15 protein-coding genes and 1 other annotated feature are annotated in these 16,711 nt (G+C 51.2%); of the genes, 10 read left to right on the top strand and 5 right to left on the bottom strand.

The genetic code is table 11. The features are described from left to right. Positions 1 to 113 precede the first annotated feature (113 nt). The 7 genes from pgeF to ileS all read left to right on the top strand — a co-directional run bounded on the left by pgeF (position 114) and on the right by ileS (position 7,052). On the top strand, positions 114 to 956 hold the full coding sequence (gene pgeF / locus O9139_RS30300) for a peptidoglycan editing factor PgeF (RefSeq protein ID WP_270885470.1): 843 nt from the start codon (positions 114 to 116) through the stop codon (positions 954 to 956). Between the two features lie 65 nt (positions 957 to 1,021). Beyond that, positions 1,022 to 1,708 (top strand): YggS family pyridoxal phosphate-dependent enzyme, encoded by a 687-nt coding sequence (locus tag O9139_RS30295; RefSeq protein ID WP_270885469.1) that lies wholly within the window; start codon positions 1,022 to 1,024, stop codon positions 1,706 to 1,708. A 39-nt stretch (positions 1,709 to 1,747) separates the two neighbouring features. Next, on the top strand, positions 1,748 to 2,173 hold the full coding sequence (locus O9139_RS30290) for a cell division protein SepF (RefSeq protein ID WP_270885468.1): 426 nt from the start codon (positions 1,748 to 1,750) through the stop codon (positions 2,171 to 2,173). Between the two features lie 42 nt (positions 2,174 to 2,215). Next, complete coding sequence (locus O9139_RS30285) at positions 2,216 to 2,485, top strand: YggT family protein (protein ID WP_377525562.1); 270 nt, start codon at positions 2,216 to 2,218, stop codon at positions 2,483 to 2,485. Between the two features lies 1 nt (position 2,486). After that, a complete protein-coding gene (locus O9139_RS30280; protein WP_270885466.1) occupies positions 2,487 to 3,269 on the top strand; it encodes a YlmH family RNA-binding protein in 783 nt (260 codons plus the stop codon). A 121-nt stretch (positions 3,270 to 3,390) separates the two neighbouring features. Then, the gene (locus tag O9139_RS30275; protein ID WP_270885465.1) at positions 3,391 to 3,873 is read left to right on the top strand and encodes a DivIVA domain-containing protein; all 483 of its coding nucleotides are present in this window, start codon (positions 3,391 to 3,393) and stop codon (positions 3,871 to 3,873) included. An 83-nt stretch (positions 3,874 to 3,956) separates the two neighbouring features. After that, positions 3,957 to 4,200, top strand: a binding site (T-box leader). 83 nt (positions 4,201 to 4,283) lie between these two features. Beyond that, complete coding sequence (ileS, locus tag O9139_RS30270) at positions 4,284 to 7,052, top strand: isoleucine--tRNA ligase (protein ID WP_270885464.1); 2,769 nt, start codon at positions 4,284 to 4,286, stop codon at positions 7,050 to 7,052. An 85-nt stretch (positions 7,053 to 7,137) separates the two neighbouring features. Here the strand turns inward: ileS and O9139_RS30265 are convergent, their stop codons facing one another. After that, positions 7,138 to 7,869, bottom strand: a complete 732-nt coding sequence (locus O9139_RS30265; RefSeq protein WP_270885463.1) for a TraR/DksA C4-type zinc finger protein — start codon at positions 7,867 to 7,869, stop codon at positions 7,138 to 7,140. Positions 7,870 to 8,041: 172 nt separating this feature from the next. On the opposite strand from O9139_RS30265, the gene lspA reads away from it, so the two are divergent. From lspA to O9139_RS30250, 3 genes are all read left to right on the top strand, one after another. Beyond that, positions 8,042 to 8,569, top strand: a complete 528-nt coding sequence (lspA, locus tag O9139_RS30260; protein ID WP_270885462.1) for a signal peptidase II — start codon at positions 8,042 to 8,044, stop codon at positions 8,567 to 8,569. Further along, a complete protein-coding gene (locus O9139_RS30255) occupies positions 8,544 to 9,506 on the top strand; it encodes an RluA family pseudouridine synthase (protein WP_270885461.1) in 963 nt (320 codons plus the stop codon). Before lspA ends, O9139_RS30255 begins: the two co-directional genes overlap by 26 nt. Positions 9,507 to 9,673: 167 nt before the next feature. After that, positions 9,674 to 10,831 (top strand): aminotransferase A, encoded by a 1,158-nt coding sequence (locus O9139_RS30250; protein ID WP_270885460.1) that lies wholly within the window; start codon positions 9,674 to 9,676, stop codon positions 10,829 to 10,831. Positions 10,832 to 10,911: 80 nt separating this feature from the next. Here the strand turns inward: O9139_RS30250 and O9139_RS30245 are convergent, their stop codons facing one another. The 4 genes from O9139_RS30245 to O9139_RS30230 all read right to left on the bottom strand — a co-directional run bounded on the left by O9139_RS30245 (position 10,912) and on the right by O9139_RS30230 (position 16,575). Beyond that, complete coding sequence (locus O9139_RS30245; RefSeq protein ID WP_270885459.1) at positions 10,912 to 12,045, bottom strand: N-acetyldiaminopimelate deacetylase; 1,134 nt, start codon at positions 12,043 to 12,045, stop codon at positions 10,912 to 10,914. Positions 12,046 to 12,063: 18 nt separating this feature from the next. Then, a complete protein-coding gene (gene dapD / locus O9139_RS30240) occupies positions 12,064 to 12,774 on the bottom strand; it encodes a 2,3,4,5-tetrahydropyridine-2,6-dicarboxylate N-acetyltransferase (RefSeq protein ID WP_270885458.1) in 711 nt (236 codons plus the stop codon). Between the two features lie 190 nt (positions 12,775 to 12,964). Beyond that, positions 12,965 to 14,857 carry an ABC transporter ATP-binding protein gene (locus O9139_RS30235; RefSeq protein WP_270885457.1) on the bottom strand — a complete coding sequence of 631 codons (1,893 nt, stop codon included), beginning with the start codon at positions 14,855 to 14,857 and terminating at the stop codon, positions 12,965 to 12,967. Continuing rightward, complete coding sequence (locus O9139_RS30230; protein ID WP_270885456.1) at positions 14,854 to 16,575, bottom strand: ABC transporter ATP-binding protein; 1,722 nt, start codon at positions 16,573 to 16,575, stop codon at positions 14,854 to 14,856. The genes O9139_RS30235 and O9139_RS30230 overlap by 4 nt, the downstream gene beginning before the upstream one ends. Between the last annotated feature and the right edge of the window lie 136 nt (positions 16,576 to 16,711).

Genomic DNA, 16,711 nt, shown 5'->3' with positions numbered 1-16,711 from the left:
TGCCAGACACACGTGCTGGGCTGCTGCATATCGGCAGATCCAAGCATCTATCGTGTGTCTTTTCATTTTATGGTAAAGTAAGAGATAGAATGAGGGGATGAGGAGCGACAGGCATGGAACCATTTGTGGAATATAAGAAAGAAGAAGATCAGCCTGAGCTGTTTACGATAAAGAAATGGATGGACGAATACCCTGGTTTGACAGCCGGTTTTACATCGCGGCTCGGCGGTGTAAGCCGTGCGCCTTACAGCTCACTGAATTGCGGGCTGCATGTGAACGATCTGCCGGAGGATGTTGTGAGGAATAGAGAGCGCCTCGCAGACGCGCTTGGTCAGCCGTTTGAGGCTTTCACTTATGCAGAGCAAGTGCATAGCCATGAAATTATCGTTGTCGGCGAGCAGGACAAAGGGAAGGGCCGGCTGTCCAGGGAATCGGCGATTCAAGCGAAGGACGGCTTCATCACGAACGAGAAGGGGATTATGCTATGCGCACAGTTCGCTGATTGCGTGCCGCTTTACTTCTATGACCCTGTCGAAGGTGTGATTGGGCTCGCGCATGCCGGTTGGAAAGGCACGGTGCTAAAAATTTCCATGGCTACAATATCCTCAATGACGCATACTTTTGGTAGTCGGCCGGAGCATATTCGCGCAGCGATTGGACCGTCGATCGGTGTTTGCTGCTATGAGGTCGATGAAACCGTCGCTTCGCGAGTGCGGGAAGTGCTGAACGAAATGCCGGAGTTAGAAGTCGAAGGCGTTCTGAATGCCAAAGGCGACGGGAAGTATATGCTGAATCTGCAAGAATTGAACCGAATATTGATTCGTCAAGCAGGAATTTTGTCGTCCCATATCGAAGTAACTCAGTTATGTACGAGCTGTAGAACCGATAAGTTCTTTTCACATCGAAAAGAAGGCGGATCGACCGGAAGAATGGTGGCTTGGATTGGACTTACTTGATTAAGATGCTTAGCTTAGTCAGAGAAGTCCTTCCGGCTGGTGTGGAATTGAGGTGGCATTACCAGATGAGTTTACAAGCACGCATAGAGGAAGTGAAGACACGCATCGCAGCAGCTTGCGAGCGTGCAGGAAGACAAACAGATGAAGTCAAGACCATCGCCGTAACCAAATATGTCTCACTGGAGACGACAAGGGCGGTGCTGGATGAGGGATTGCTCCACATCGGCGAGAACCGTTGGCAGGATGTGAAGCCGAAATGGGAAGCTTTGCACGATCGGGGGACATGGCATTTCATCGGCCATTTGCAGACGAACAAAGTGAAGGATGTGATCGGGAAATTTGCTTACATCCATTCGCTTGACCGAATGTCGCTCGCCAAAGAAATAGACAAGCAGGCGGCCGCTCTCGGCATTCAGACCAACTGTCTGCTGCAAGTGAACATATCCGGCGAGGAATCCAAATACGGCTTGCAGCCTGAGCAAGTCATGGAATTTGCGGCGGAAGTAAGCCAACTGAAACACATACATATCGCTGGGCTCATGACCATGGCACCTTATGAAGCGGAAGCCGAGCAGACGCGTCCGGTATTTCGCGGATTGCGGGAGCTGCGGGACCGTTTGAACAAGCAACACATATTCCCCTATGCAATCACAGAATTGTCCATGGGCATGTCCGGGGACTTTGAAGTAGCGATCGAAGAAGGCGCTACATGGATTCGGCTGGGCACCGTTCTAGTGGGCAAAGAGTTATAACGTTGTCATATAGGCTGTTATGGACAAGGAGGGATTATCATGGGTGTCATGAACAAGTTTATGAACTTTTTAGGGCTGCAGGAAGAAGAGGAGATCGTCGAGCGCGAGCGGATCGTCGAGACGCCTGAAGAGCCTGAAACCAATCCTTACGAGCTGCGTAATAAAAGTAAGGCTAACAATGTTGTCAGCATTCATTCGCAGAAAAATGCGCGCGTTGTGCTCAGCGAGCCCCGCACTTATGAAGAAACGCAGGACATCGCCGACCACCTTCGCTCCCGCAGAGCCGTCGTTGTGAACCTGCAGCGCGTTCGCGGGGATCAGGCTGTCCGTATTGTGGATTTCTTAAGCGGGACCGTATATGCTTTAAATGGGTCAATTTCCAAGCTTGGACCGAATATTTTCCTGTGCACACCGGATTCGGTCGATATTCACGGTCACATATCCGATTATATTAGCGAGGAATAGACGCCATATCCTGATATAGACATAGAGGTGAATGCATACGTGATCTACGTTCACTATTATCTTGGCGTTTTAGAAGAAATTTATTATTTCATGATTATTGGATATTTAATTTTGTCATGGTTTCCCAATGCGCGCGACAGCTTTATCGGCGGGTTGCTGGGGAAACTGGTTGAGCCTTATTTACGCCCGTTCCGCAAAATCATACCAAGCATCGGTTTTATCGATCTTTCGCCGATCGTTGCGCTGATTGCGCTCAACTTTGTCGTGCAGGGCATCGAAGCTGTGATTGGTTTTATTCTTGGAGTGTTCTAACTTGAACAAAGAAATCTATCATCATTTTCATCCAGATGAGCATCATTTCGTTGATAAGGCACTCGATTGGTTAGAACGCGCCGCCAACCAGCATGCCGTCAAGCTGACCGACTTTCTGGATCCGAGGCAAGCTTTCATTTTATCGACGCTTGTGAACAGGCATCCGGATGTCCACTGCCGCCTGGACGGCGGGTATCCGGAAGCGGAACGGAAGCGGGCACTCATTGCGCCGGACTACCGGACGCTTGACGGGGAGGACATGGGCATCCTCGTGCTGTCCGTAACGTCAGCCGACGCAAAGTTTTTGACATTGGAACATGGGGATTACATGGGCGCCATTCTTGGTCTTGGCATGAAGCGGGACAAGGTTGGCGATATTCATGTTTTAGAAGGGGGCTGCCATTTTCTCGTGACGAGCGAATCGGCGGATTACCTCCACATGAACCTGTCGCAAGTGCACAGAGTTCATGTGCAGACAGAGCTGCTCCCCCTGGACCGGCTGCAGACGGCCAAGGTGCAGTTGGATGAGCTCCAACTGTCGGTGGCATCGCTGCGGATGGACGGGATCGTCAGCGACGTTTTCCGCTTGAGCAGGGCGAAAGTGCTCATTCCGATTCAAGCTGGCCGCTGCCGAGTCAACTGGAAAGTGGAGGAAGACCCGAGCAAGCCGCTGAAAGAAGGCGATATCGTGTCGCTGCAAGGATTTGGAAGATTTAAGGTACTTGAAGTCGAAGGTGTCACCAAGAAAGGGCGAATTCGTGTGAAGATCGGCAGATATGCATAATATTAGACGAAAATTCCTCGAACGTTGCAGGAATTAATTGGTTTCTGTCGAACTGATCTTATAACTAAGAAATCATGCTGCGAAGGCAAGTTTCTACGAATACTCTAAGGAGGGGCACCGCATGCCATTGACACCGCTTGACATACATAACAAGGAGTTTTCCCGCTCGTTCCGTGGTTATGACGAAGATCAGGTGAATGAATTTCTCGATCAAGTTATTAAGGACTATGAGGCGCTCATTCGTGAGAATAAAGAATTGCAGAATCAAGCCTTAACGTTGCAAGAACGTTTGGATCATTTTTCCAATATTGAGGAAACATTGAGCAAAACGATTATCATCGCTCAGGAAGCCGCCGATGAAGTGAAGAATAACTCGAAGAAGGAAGCGCAGCTCATTCTGAAAGAAGCGGAGAAGAATGCAGACCGGATCATTAACGAATCGTTAGGCCGCTCCCGTAAGGTAGCGCTGGAAATCGAAGAGTTGAAGAAGCAAGCTTCCATTTACCGCACACGTTTCCGGACGCTATTGGAGGCTCAGTTGGAGCTGCTGAACAACGAAGGTTGGCAGAGCATGCAAATGCAAATTGATCAACAAGAAGCGTAGTATGTCGCCGCTGATGCCTCTTGGAGAGACGTTATATTGACTATGCCTGTCGAATTCGGTATACTCCAGTTAAATGTATCGATAGTAAAGCGATGACTGGAACAAGTAGGTCGTAACCGCAGTGTCAGCGAATTAGGGTAATGGTGTGAGCCTAATGACTGCAGCGAGCCGAATATCCCCCAGGAGCGTCTCTTGAATCAAGTAGAGAGTATCGGGTCATGCCGTTATCCATGATCGAGTGAAAGAGTTGCAGTGGGGCATCTTAGATGGATGATCCTGCACTTTTTAACGAGGGTGGTACCGCGAGATAAGCTTCTCGTCCCTTATGGGGATGAGGGCTTTTTTTATTTTCAAATAAACTGTCACATAAGAAGCATTGATGCTTAGCGGGCAGGAATGGAGTGATTGAAGTGGATTATGGTAAAACATTAAATCTATTGCAAACGGAATTCCCGATGAGAGGCAATCTGCCTCAGGCGGAGCCCAAAATTCAAGAGCGTTGGGAAGCCGATGACATCTACGCACAAGTGGAGGAGAGCCGTAAAGGCCGCAACAAGTTTGTTTTGCATGATGGGCCTCCTTACGCCAATGGTGATATTCATATCGGACATGCCTTGAATAAAGTGCTGAAGGACATTATCGTCCGTTTCAAAACGCTGCAAGGCTACGATGCGCCGTATGTTCCGGGATGGGATACGCACGGTTTGCCGATCGAGCAAGCGATCACGAACAGCGGCAAAGTGGACCGCAAAAAAATGTCCGTGTCCGAATTCCGCAAATACTGCGAAGAGTATGCGCTGCAGTGGGTGGAAAAGCAAAAAGGCCAGTTCAAACGCCTCGGTATTCGCGGGGATTGGAACAATCCGTACATCACTTTGCAGCCTCAGTATGAAGCCCAACAAATTCGCGTGTTCGGAAAAATGGTGCAAAAAGGCTACATTTACAAAGGATTGAAGCCTGTATACTGGTCTCCTTCTTCCGAGAGTGCGCTTGCAGAGGCTGAGATTGAATATAAGGAGAAGACTTCCTCTTCGATTTATGTCGCGTTTCCAGTTAAAGACGGCAAAGGCAAGCTGCCGCAAGACGCTGCTATCGTCATTTGGACGACAACGCCTTGGACATTGCCAGCGAACTTAGGTATTTCCGTACACCCTGAATTCGATTATGCGGTAGTGCAAGTGAACGGCAAGAAATACGTTTTGGCGCAAGGCTTGCTCGAGACGGCGGCGAAAGAAATGGGCTGGACGGACTTTGAAGTACTGTCCACCATCAAAGGCAGCGAGCTGGAGTATGTGACTTGCCAGCATCCGTTCTACGACCGCGAGTCGCTCGTCATGACTGGCGAACACGTGACGCTGGAAGCCGGTACGGGCTGCGTCCATACAGCGCCTGGCCACGGGGAAGACGACTTCATCATCGGCCAGCGTTATCATATCGGCGTGCTGTGCCCAGTGGATGATCAAGGTCATTTTACGGCGGAGGCGCCTGGCTTTGAAGGCCTGTTCTATGAAAAAGGCGGCAAGCTCGTTATGGAGAAGCTGCAGGAAATTGGCTTGCTGCTGCATGCCGGCGAGATCAAGCACCAATACGCGCATGACTGGCGCACGAAGAAGCCGGTCATTTACCGCGCGACTGAGCAATGGTTTGCTTCCATTGATAAATTCCGAAATGAAATGTTGGAAGAGATCAAAAAAGTGAACTGGACGCCAACATGGGGTGAAGTTCGCCTGCACAACATGATCGCCGAGCGCGGTGACTGGTGTATTTCCCGTCAGCGTGCATGGGGCGTACCGATTCCGATTTTCTACTGCCGCAGCTGTAACGAACCGTTGGTCAATGAGCAAACGATTGAACATGTAGCACAGCTGTTCGCGCAAGAAGGATCGAACGCATGGTTTATTAAAGATGAGAAGGAGCTTCTGCCGCATGGCACGACTTGCGCAAAATGCGGTCATGGCGACTTCCGTAAAGAAACGGACATCATGGACGTATGGTTCGATTCCGGTTCTTCGCACGCAGGCGTGTTGGAAGCCCGCTCAGATCTGCAGTGGCCTGCTGACCTGTATCTGGAAGGTTCCGACCAATATCGCGGCTGGTTCAACTCCTCGTTGATCACCGGGGTTGCGACGAAAGGTCAAGCGCCGTACAAAGGCATTTTGAGTCACGGCTTTACGCTTGACGGTGAAGGTCGCAAAATGTCTAAATCAATCGGGAACACCATCGATCCGACGCAAGTGGCTGGTAAATTAGGCGCCGATATTTTGCGCTTATGGGTATCTTCCGTGGACTACCAATCGGACCACCGGATTTCGGATAATATTTTGAACCAAACGACAGAGGTTTACCGGAAAATCCGCAATACGCTGCGTTTCTTGCTCGGGAACTTGAGCCATTTCAACCCGGCAACTGACCGTGTGGCTGTGGAGAACTTGTCTGAGCTTGACCGTTACGCATGGATTCGCCTGAACCGCATGGTGGAAAAAGTCATTAAAGCGTATGACAACTATGAATTCCATGTCGTGTACCAATCGATTCACCATTTCTGTGCGGTAGAGATGAGCTCGTTCTATTTGGATGTCATCAAAGACCGCCTCTATGCCGGTGCACCGCATGATGCCGCTCGTAAAGCTTCACAAACGGTGCTGTACGATGCGCTTATCGCCATCACAAAGCTGATTTCACCGATTTTGCCACATACGGCCGATGAGGTTTGGAGGTATATTCCAGGAGTGGGGTTGAGCACGGTGCAAATCGCTGAGCTGCCGGAAGCCGCGGCTCACCTGTACAACGAAGAGCTCGAACAGAAGTGGGACAGCTTCCTTGATGTCAGGGATGAAGTGCTGAAGGCGCTGGAAGAAGCGCGCAAGGATAAAGTGATTGGCAATTCGCTTAGCGCAGCCGTTCATTTGTATCCGTCGGAGAGGTTGTACAGCTTGCTCGGCCAATTCGAACAATTGGATCAATTGTTCATCGTCTCTGCCGTAGAAGTGCACCAGCCGGGAACACAAGTGCCGGATGGCGCGTTCCAATCGAAGGAAGCGGCGATTGTGGTTGCCGTAGCCGAAGGGGAGAAGTGCGAACGCTGCTGGATAGTGACGCCTGAGGTTGGGCAGAGTAAGGAACATCCAACGCTCTGCGTACGATGCAATGACGTCGTTACGGCGCATTATCACGAGTAAAAGTGAATATAAACAAACGAGCTCTCGTTATATAGCGAAGCTCGTTTGTAATTCATGAAGCTATAGGGCGACGGGGCAGGATCAGCTAGTTGAGATCATCATTGGTGTCAGGTTCCAAGAGTGGATCTCCTTCACCATTATGCATATAATCGCGGTATGCTTTGCTGCGCACGATGGTCACATGTTCGCCGTACAAATCGGTGGCCACGAAGCTTTCGAACGATTCGACATAACCTTCATGCTCATCTGCTTCGATGTACATTTCATTGTAGTTCTCAACATTCGGGTCCTCCGCAAATGCTGGCGTGTTGGAGGTTCCCCAGCTTTCGACGATTTGCCAAGCATCCTCACCGTCAAATTCGGTCTCATTATCATGCTCGTCCATGCTGGTGCGGCCGAATGGCGGATGAAGGAACGATTCTTCAATCGGTCTGCGTTCTGAACGCTCCGGATCAGGGACATGTTCTACACAATACAGCGTCGTCGGTATCGCTTGGAGACGTTCAAAGCTGATCGGGGCTTGACAGAATATGCAGGTACCATAATCGCCTTGCTCGATATGCTTTAAGGCTTCATTCACTTGCGTCAAATGAAATGAGGCATGTTCTTGCAGGGAAATATCTTTTTCACGCTCATAAATTTCTGAAGCCACATCGCCGGGATGATTGTCATACATGGATAACTCGCCGGTACTGTCTATAAATGAGTTGGACAAGCCAAAGTTATCATTCGAATCAAAATGCCGTTCGAGATCTAGCTTTTCCTCCAGTAGCTGCAGATTTAATTCTCTAATTTGCTGCTCGGTTAAATGGTTCATGGTCGGCACAGCTCCCTTCCTGCAGAATGATCCATACCGTTATAGTGCCGAGTGGAAGCTTTTTTTAGTGAGGTAAATCCTTGAATAACAGGGACAGTTTGTGAAGGTCAAAATCAGCTTCAGCTAACGAGACTGCTCTTCTAAGAAGAGGTCTCCTTAAGGAGGATCATTTGTGAAGTATTTAAAGTATTATTTGTACGCGTTAATCGTATTTTTGCTGGACCAAGCGGCTAAATGGGTGATTGTTAAGCGCATTCCGATCGGGGAAGAGCGTCCGGTTCTAGGAGATTTCCTTGTGATCACTTCGCACCGCAACCGCGGGGCTGCCTTCGGCATTTTACAAAATCAAAGATGGTTTTTCATCATTATTACGGTTATCGTCGTCATTGGGATTCTCTGGTATTTACGCAAGACGATTCGCGAAGGAAAAGTGCTGCTGTCCTTTGCACTTAGTTTGCTGCTAGGCGGCGCGTTAGGTAACTTCCTGGATCGAGCTTTGTTCGGGGAAGTGGTGGATTTCATCCAGGTGACATTTGATTTTGATATTTTCGGCAAATCCATCTATTACATCTATCCGATCTTCAACCTGGCGGATTCGGCGATTGTCATCGGCGTGATTCTGATCTTCCTGGAGTCGCTGCTTGTATGGAGAAAAGAGAAAAAAGGAGCAACACATGAACACAAACCAGACCTCTCCTGATTCCGTGTCTAACGAGACAGTGGAATGGACGGTTGATCCGCAATATGCGAGTGAACGAATCGATAAATTTATTACAGAATCTCTTGAAATTGAAGTATCCCGCACGCAAGTGCAGCAATGGGTTAAAGACGGGCACGTGCAAGTGAATGGAAAGCTCATTAAACCGAACTACAAACTTTCGGTGAATGACGTGATTGCGCTCGATATTCCCGAACCGTCCAGCGTTGAACTCGCGGCAGAGGATATCCCTTTGGATGTCGTTTATGAGGATTCAGATGTTATTGTGGTGAATAAGCAAAGAGGGCTCGTTGTGCACCCGGCGCCTGGCCACTATTCAGGCACACTGGTCAATGCCTTGATGCACCATTGCAAGGACTTGTCAGGGATCAACGGAGAGCTGCGCCCAGGTATCGTACACCGCATCGACAAAGACACTTCAGGCCTCATTATGGCTGCCAAAAATGATAAAGCACATGCGAGCTTGGCGGAGCAGCTCAAGGCGCATACCGTGCACCGGAAATATATCGCTGTCGTCCACGGCGTCATTCAGCATGAGAACGGAACGATTGATGCGCCGATCGGCCGAGATACGCAGGACCGCAAGATGTACACCGTTACGGAGCGGAACAGTAAGCATGCGGTCACGCATTTTGTCGTGCTGGAGCGGTTCGCCGATAATACGCTGGTGGAGTTGAAGCTGGAGACGGGGCGGACGCACCAAATCCGCGTGCATATGAAATTCATCGGTCATCCCTTGGTCGGTGACCCGATGTACGGGCGCGCGAGAGGCAAAGGGATCACCATGGAGACGAGCGGACAAGCGCTTCACGCCGCGGCACTGGGCTTCGTGCACCCGAGAACAGGCGAGACGCTGCAATTTGAAGCGCCGCTGCCTGCGGACATGGAGCACTTGCTGCACATGTTGAGAACAACCTAGTTGCAATTTCAGCTCAAAAATCTGGATGGAATTGTCAACAGGTTGCAATTTCAACTTAAAATCTAGATGGAATTGTCAACGAGTTGCGAATTCATCTGCGCGGTTGGATGGCAAAGCCAGTTGGAATTGTCAATGAACCGTTCATCCATGGGGGAGGAATGAAATTGATGGAACATTTGATCAATCCGCAAGTGAAAGAAATTCAAATTTCAGGTATCCGTAAAATTTCCAACCTTGTCAGCACGATTCCCGGTGCGTTGACGTTGACGATTGGCCAGCCGGATTTTCCGACGCCGCGGCACATAATTGAAGCCGGACAACGGGCGCTGGAGCAAAATAAAACCGTTTATACGCCGAATCCGGGTCTGTTGGAACTGCGTGAAGCCGCTTCGCAATTCGTTCTGCATAAATACGGACAACAATATCGTGCTGCTGATGAGATCATCGTCACGGTGGGGGCGAGTGAAGCGGTGGATATTACACTGCGCACGATTTTGACGCCTGGCGCTGAAGTTATTTTGCCTGCACCGATCTATCCGGGCTATGAGCCGCTCATCCGCTTAGCCGGCGGTGTGCCTGTCTACGTTGACACGAGAGAGAATGGCTTGAAGCTGACCGCAGATCTGCTGGAGCCGCATCTGACAGACAAAACGCGCTGCGTCATACTCTGTTACCCGTCCAACCCGACAGGACAGGTGCTGTCTGAGCAAGAACTAGCGGATCTTGCCCGCTTGCTCGAGGATAAAGACTTGTTTGTGCTCTCTGATGAGATCTATAGCGAACTCGTTTATGAAGACCAGCATCGCTCGATTGCTACAATCGGCAAGCTGCGTGAGAAAACGATTGTCATCAATGGGCTATCCAAATCCCATGCGATGACAGGATGGCGAATCGGCTTCACATTCGCTCCAGCCTACTTGACCCAGCACATGGTCAAAGTGCACCAGTACAACGTCACGTGCGCCAGCTCCGTCAGCCAATACGCGGCGTTGGAAGCACTGACGAATGGAATCGATGATGCGCTGCCGATGCGCGAAGCTTATGTATCACGCCGCGATTATGTGTACGAGCGCCTGAAATCGATGGGCTTCGAGTTGGATAAACCGAACGGCGCCTTTTACTTATTCCCGTCGATTGCCCGTTTCGGGCTCTCGTCGCAGGAATTTGCCATGAGGCTGCTTCAGGAAGAGCATGTGGCCGTTGTGCCTGGGGATGCTTTTACCGCTTACGGAGAAGGCTATATGCGCATTTCTTACGCGTATTCGCAGGAAGTTTTAGAGCAAGCCTTGGACCGCGTGGAACGGTTTGTAAGCAAGCTGGTATAGGAAAGCAATCATAGCAAGCAATCATAGCAAAAAGCCTCCAACACCCATGAAAACGATGGGAATTGGAGGCTTTTATTTGTTTATACACCTGACTTGAAGAGCAAATAACGGGTCACGGTATCAATGGCAAGCTCGATGGCGCGCTCATCGGGTTCCAGCTTGGCATGATGAAGACCATGCGGCGTCTCCACACCCAGCCAGAACATGAAGCCGGGAATTTCCGCGAGGAAGTAGCCGAAATCTTCACCAGTCATCGCTTCGGTACACTCGATAAGCTGTACGCTTTCGCTGATGGTGCTGCTGCGGAGCCAATCCATGAACTCATTCGTCAACGCCGGATCATTATAGACCTGGCGGTAATTCGAACCGTAATCGATGGAAACCTGGCACTCGAATGAGGCTTCGATGCCGGCGGCAATCGCTTCGATGCGCTTTTTGACTTTGCCCATGGAGTCGGCGGATAGCGTACGGATCGTACCTTCCAGCCGCGCCTTCTCGGCGATGATGTTCTGCTTCGTGCCGGCTTCCATCTTTCCGATCGTCACGACGGCGGAATCCAGCGGATTTACGTTGCGCGATACGATCGTCTGCAATTGACCGACCATTTGCGTACTCGCGATGATCATATCGTTCGCTTGATGCGGGTAGGCGGCATGCCCGCCTTTGCCAAGCAAATCAATGAACAGCTCGGACGTATTGGCGAACAAAATCTCCGGCTTCGTAGCAATCGTGCCGACCGGATACTCCGGGGCGATATGCAGCCCGACGATCTGGTTAGGCTTCCAATCCTGCAGTTCTTCGGCAGCCAGCATTGGTAATGCTCCGCCGGGACCTTCTTCGGCAGGTTGAAACAGCACAACGAGATCATCCTTCATCGGCTCGTGAGCAAAATGAGAGACGATCCCCATGCCGATCGACATGTGCAGGTCATGGCCGCAAGCATGCATGAAGCCGGGATGCTGCGAAGGGAACGGAAGAGAGGTCTCTTCCGTGATCGGCAGCCCGTCCATGTCCGCGCGATAGCCGAACCGCTTCGTCGGATTCGTACCGGCGATATGCACAAGAATGCCTGTCCGCCATGTGCGTATCGTCAGCCGCTCTTGCGGCAGCCCGGCAAGAACATTCATGAGCAATTGCTGCGTCTTGAATTCTTGGAACCCGGGCTCAGGGATTTGGTGAAGCTGGCGGCGCAGCTCGACGAATGGGCTAAGCATGCTTGTCCCTCCCAGAACTTACAGGGTGCGAAGATCTGCTAAAATCTCCGTTTTGGATTTTGTTTTGTCATCCACTTTTTTAATGACGCGGGCTGGTGCGCCTGCAACGACGGTGTATTCTTCAACGTCTTGCGTTACGATTGCGCCGGCAGCGACAACGGAGCCTTTACCGATGCGTACGCCTTCAAGGATTACCGCGTTCGCGCCTACGAGAACGTCATCCTCGATCACGCATGGTTGCGCTGAAGGTGGCTCGATGACGCCTGCAACTACTGCGCCTGCGCCAATATGGCACATTTTGCCGACTTGCGCGCGGCCGCCAAGCACAGCGTTCATGTCAATCATTGTGCCTTCGCCTACGGATGCGCCGATGTTGATCAAGGCGCCCATCATAATTACAGCGTTATCGCCAATATGTACTTTGTCGCGGATAACTGCGCCTGGCTCGATGCGGGCATTGATTGGCTTCAGATCCAGCATCGGGATAGCCGAGTTGCGGCGGTCCGCTTCAACGACGAAATCCTCGATCTGCGCTTTGTTCGCTTCCAGAACAGGCTGGATCACGCTCCATTCGCCAAATACGACGCCGCTGCCGCCCGAAATAAAGCTTTGGCTGCCTTCGCCGAAGTTAACGCCTTCGAGGTTTCCTTTTACGTAAACTTTAACAGGGGTTTTCTTTTTACTTTCTTTGATAAACTGAATAATTTCCAGGGTATTCATTTCACTCATGGTTACATTCTCCTTCAATGGTTTAAATGGTCTCCTAACTCTCCTATCTTAGCAGAAAGCAAGCACTTGAGCCAATCCGTTTCAGCAAAAAGCTGCCTTTTTTGTCGAAAAAGAAGGCTAATGAACAAGAAAAAGCGCCTTACAGCGCTTTTCTTATCCTATATCTCAGCGATACGTTATTCTGCGAGAGCTACCCCACGTTGCGGGTGATGGCTGCGGACTGCGCAAACTGGCTGTTGTACAGGTCTGCATAAAATCCTTTTTGTTCCAGCAGCTGCTCGTGCGTCCCTTGTTCGATCACCGCACCATGATTCATGACCAGGATGAGGTCGGCGTCGCGAATGGTCGACAGTCTGTGCGCAATGACGAAGCTGGTGCGGCCTTCCATCAGATGGTTCATCGCTTTTTGAATCGAAACCTCGGTTCGCGTATCGACGCTGCTCGTCGCTTCATCGAGGATAAGGATCGCCGGATCGGCGAGGATTGCGCGCGCGATGGTCAACAGCTGCTTTTGCCCGTGCGACAGGTTGGATGCTTCTTCATTCAGCACCGTGTCATAGCCGTCGGGTAATGTCCGAATAAAGTGATCGGCATAAGCGGCTTTGGCTGCGGCGATGATGTCATCTTCCGATGCCTGATCGCGGCCGTAGGCAATGTTATCGCGAATCGTGCCGTTGAAAAGCCAGGTGTCCTGCAGCACCATGCCGAACAATTCGCGCAGATCACTGCGCGCCATGTCCCGCGTGTCGACGCCGTCGATCCGGATCTGGCCGCCACGCAGCTCATAGAACCGCATCAGCAGGTTGACAATCGTCGTTTTGCCGGCGCCTGTTGGCCCGACGATCGCGACAGTTTGCCCTGGCTGCACATCAATGTTCATATCGGTAATGAGCGGAGCATCTTCTTTGTAGGAAAAAGCAACGTGCTCAAATGTGACATGTCCGCGCACCGGTTTAGTAATCGAAACATCCGTTCGCTCCTGTACTTCCTCCGGCTCATCCAACAATTCAAAAATCCGCTCCGCCGCCGCAATGGTCGATTGAATGACGTTGGCAATATTCGCGACTTGGGTGATCGGCATCCCGAACTGTCCGGAATATTGGATGAAGGCTAAAATATCCCCGATCTTAATCGCTCCATTGGTCACCAGCACGCCGCCGATGACACTGACGAAGACGTAGCCAATATTGCCGATAAAGCTCATTAGCGGGAAAATAAGCCCGGAAATAAACTGCGCTTTCCAGCCGCTGTGATACAAGCGGTCGTTAATCTCATTAAAGCGCTCCACCGACTTGCGCTCATGGCCGAACGCCTTGACGATCGTATGCCCTGTATACATTTCTTCCACATGGCCGTTCAACTCGCCGAGCGTCCGCTGCTGCCCTTTGAAAAATTGCTGCGAGCGGGAGGCGATCATCTTCGTCCCCATGATGCTGAGCGGTAATGTAATAAGCGTCACCAAGGTGAGAAGCGGGCTGATCGTCAGCATCATAATGATGATCCCGAGCAGGGTGACGAGGGAGGTGATCAGCTGCGTCAAGCTTTGCTGCATGGTGGAGCTGATCGTATCGACATCGTTGGTTGCCCGGCTCATCGTATCGCCCTGACTCCGCGAATCGAAGAAAGAGAGCGGCACGCGAGAGAGCTTAGCGCTGATTTGCTCCCGCAGGTTATATACAATTTTCTGCGTAACGCCGACCATGATCCGCTGCTGTATGAATGTCATGAGCGAGCTTAAAATGTACAGCACGGCAAGCGTAATAACAATATGAATAATGGTATCGAAGTCAATCTTCGCGCCAGCAACACCTTTGATCTTCGCCATAGAGCCTTCAAATAAGGTGGTCGTCGCTTGACCCATCAGTTTAGGGGCGACGATGCTAAACAAGGTGCTTAGTACGGCCGTTAACAAAACGAGAGCCAGCTGTCTGCGAAATGGCAGCATGTAGGTTAGCAACCGTTTCAATGTTGCTTTGAAGTTTTTCGCCTTCTGCACAGGCATCCCCATTGCGCCCATTCCGCCTCGGCCGAAATGCGCCGGGCTGATGCCAGCAGAGCGGTTTTGGTTCGGTTTATCACTCATGCGATTTCCTCCTCTGACAGCTGGGAAGCGACAATCTCCTGATACACCTTGCAGGATTGCATCAGCTCGGCATGTGTGCCGATCCCGGCCATCGCGCCGTCCTCCAGGACGAGGATGCGGTCTGCATCCATGATTGTACTGACCCGCTGGGCGACGATAATGAACGCCGCATCTTGAACTTCAGCCTTCAAAGCTGCGCGGAGCTTGGCATCCGTTTTGAAATCGAGCGCCGAGAAGCTGTCATCGAACACGTAGATGTCAGGTTTGCGCACTAAGGCGCGGGCGATGGACAGCCGTTGCTTCTGCCCGCCGGACAAGTTTTTGCCGCCTTGCGCCAGGACGGAATCGTAGCCGTCTTTCATCTCGGCGATAAATTCAGCGGCTTGAGCAATATTTGCAGCCCGCTGCACCTCGTCATCCGCTGCCTCTTCCTGCCCATATCGGATATTGTCCGCAACCGTGCCGGAGAAGAGGACGGCCTTCTGCGGCACATAGCCGATGCGGCTGCGCAAGCCCTCCAGATCCAATGCTTGGATCGGCTTGCCGCCGATTTCGATTCGCCCGCTGCTGACGTCGTAGAAGCGGAGCAGCAAATTCATCAGCGTCGTTTTGCCGGAGCCGGTGCCGCCGATGACCGCCGTCACTTGGCCGGGCTCTGCGCGGAAGCTGATCCCGCGGACGGCCGGCTGCTCAGCGCCAGGGTAGCTGAACGTCACGTCGCTGAACTCGACGGCGCCATCGTCTGCCAGCGCTTCGCTCGATGCGCTATTGCGAATCGCCGACTGCGTATCCAGCACTTCATTAATGCGCACACCAGACGCCGATGCCCGTGGAATCATGACGAAGATCATCGTCATCATAAACATGGACATCATAATTTGCATCGCATATTGGATGAAAGCCATCAGGTCGCCGATTTGCAAATCATTATGATCGATGCGAATGCCGCCGTACCATAAAATAACGACAACGCCCAGGTTGAACACCAGCATCATCAGCGGCATCATAGTGGACATAATAATGTTCACTTTGATTGCAGTTTGCGTGTAATCGGTGTTCGCCTTCTCGAACTTACGCTGCTCGTGCGCAGAACGGTTGAAAGCCCGGATCACCCGGATCCCGGTCAAATTTTCGCGCAGCACAAGGTTGATCTGATCGATTTTGACTTGCAGCGCTTTGAACAGTGGAATGCCTTTGCGCATAATCGCCACAATGGCGATCGCAAGAATCGGAATAATGCAGATGAGGACCAAAGCCAGCTTCGCATCTTTGAGCGTCGCCATGATGACGCCGCCGACCAGCATCGTTGGCGCGCCGATGAACATCCGCATCATGACGAGCACTTGCGACACTTGCTGAATGTCGTTCGTCGTTCTCGTGATGAGCGATGCCGTGCTCAACTTGTCGAATTCGCCGAGCGAGAAGCTCTCGACATGCGAGAACACTTTGCGGCGCAAATCCCGGCTAAAGCCGGTGGCTGATCTGGCCAGCAGGTAACTGGCGATCACGACGCAGACGGTGGCGCTGAGCGCAACGCCGAGCATATAGGCGCCGAACTTCAGAATATAAGGGATGTCTCCGTTGACGACGCCGTTATCGACGATATCGGACAGCAGCGTCGGCAGGTACAGCTGCGCCAGCGATTGCATGAGCATGAAGACAACGACGCCGGTGAGCTGCAGCCTGTAAGGTTTCAGAAGCCGAAACAGTTTAAACATGATTTCCTCCTTCGAATGTAGGGAGTTGCACTTTGCAAATGATAAAAAATACGGTAACATAATTAAATGGAAGTATACTTATAGTAAGTAACCTTAGTATTTTATTTTCAGTTTACAGAATCATTTTTCAATCGTC

This window comes from Paenibacillus aestuarii (genome assembly GCF_027789125.1).
GTDB classification, from domain to species: Bacteria; Bacillota; Bacilli; order Paenibacillales; family NBRC-103111; genus Paenibacillus_E; species Paenibacillus_E aestuarii.
The sequence above is the reverse complement of the archived record's forward strand: the minus strand, read 5'-3'. Positions and strand labels throughout refer to the sequence as shown.

Bases quoted from the DNA above. Each gene is read 5' to 3' on its own strand.
- pgeF (WP_270885470.1), top strand. From the start codon at position 114: ATGGAACCATTTGTGGAATATAAGAAAGAAGAAGATCAGCCTGAGCTG.
- O9139_RS30295 (WP_270885469.1), top strand. From the start codon at position 1,022: ATGAGTTTACAAGCACGCATAGAGGAAGTGAAGACACGCATCGCAGCA.
- O9139_RS30290 (WP_270885468.1), top strand. From the start codon at position 1,748: ATGGGTGTCATGAACAAGTTTATGAACTTTTTAGGGCTGCAGGAAGAA.
- O9139_RS30275 (WP_270885465.1), top strand. From the start codon at position 3,391: ATGCCATTGACACCGCTTGACATACATAACAAGGAGTTTTCCCGCTCG.
- O9139_RS30265 (WP_270885463.1), bottom strand. From the start codon at position 7,869: ATGAACCATTTAACCGAGCAGCAAATTAGAGAATTAAATCTGCAGCTA.
- O9139_RS30255 (WP_270885461.1), top strand. From the start codon at position 8,544: ATGAACACAAACCAGACCTCTCCTGATTCCGTGTCTAACGAGACAGTG.
- O9139_RS30250 (WP_270885460.1), top strand. From the start codon at position 9,674: ATGGAACATTTGATCAATCCGCAAGTGAAAGAAATTCAAATTTCAGGT.
- O9139_RS30245 (WP_270885459.1), bottom strand. From the start codon at position 12,045: ATGCTTAGCCCATTCGTCGAGCTGCGCCGCCAGCTTCACCAAATCCCT.
- dapD (WP_270885458.1), bottom strand. From the start codon at position 12,774: ATGAGTGAAATGAATACCCTGGAAATTATTCAGTTTATCAAAGAAAGT.
- O9139_RS30235 (WP_270885457.1), bottom strand. From the start codon at position 14,857: ATGAGTGATAAACCGAACCAAAACCGCTCTGCTGGCATCAGCCCGGCG.
- O9139_RS30230 (WP_270885456.1), bottom strand. From the start codon at position 16,575: ATGTTTAAACTGTTTCGGCTTCTGAAACCTTACAGGCTGCAGCTCACC.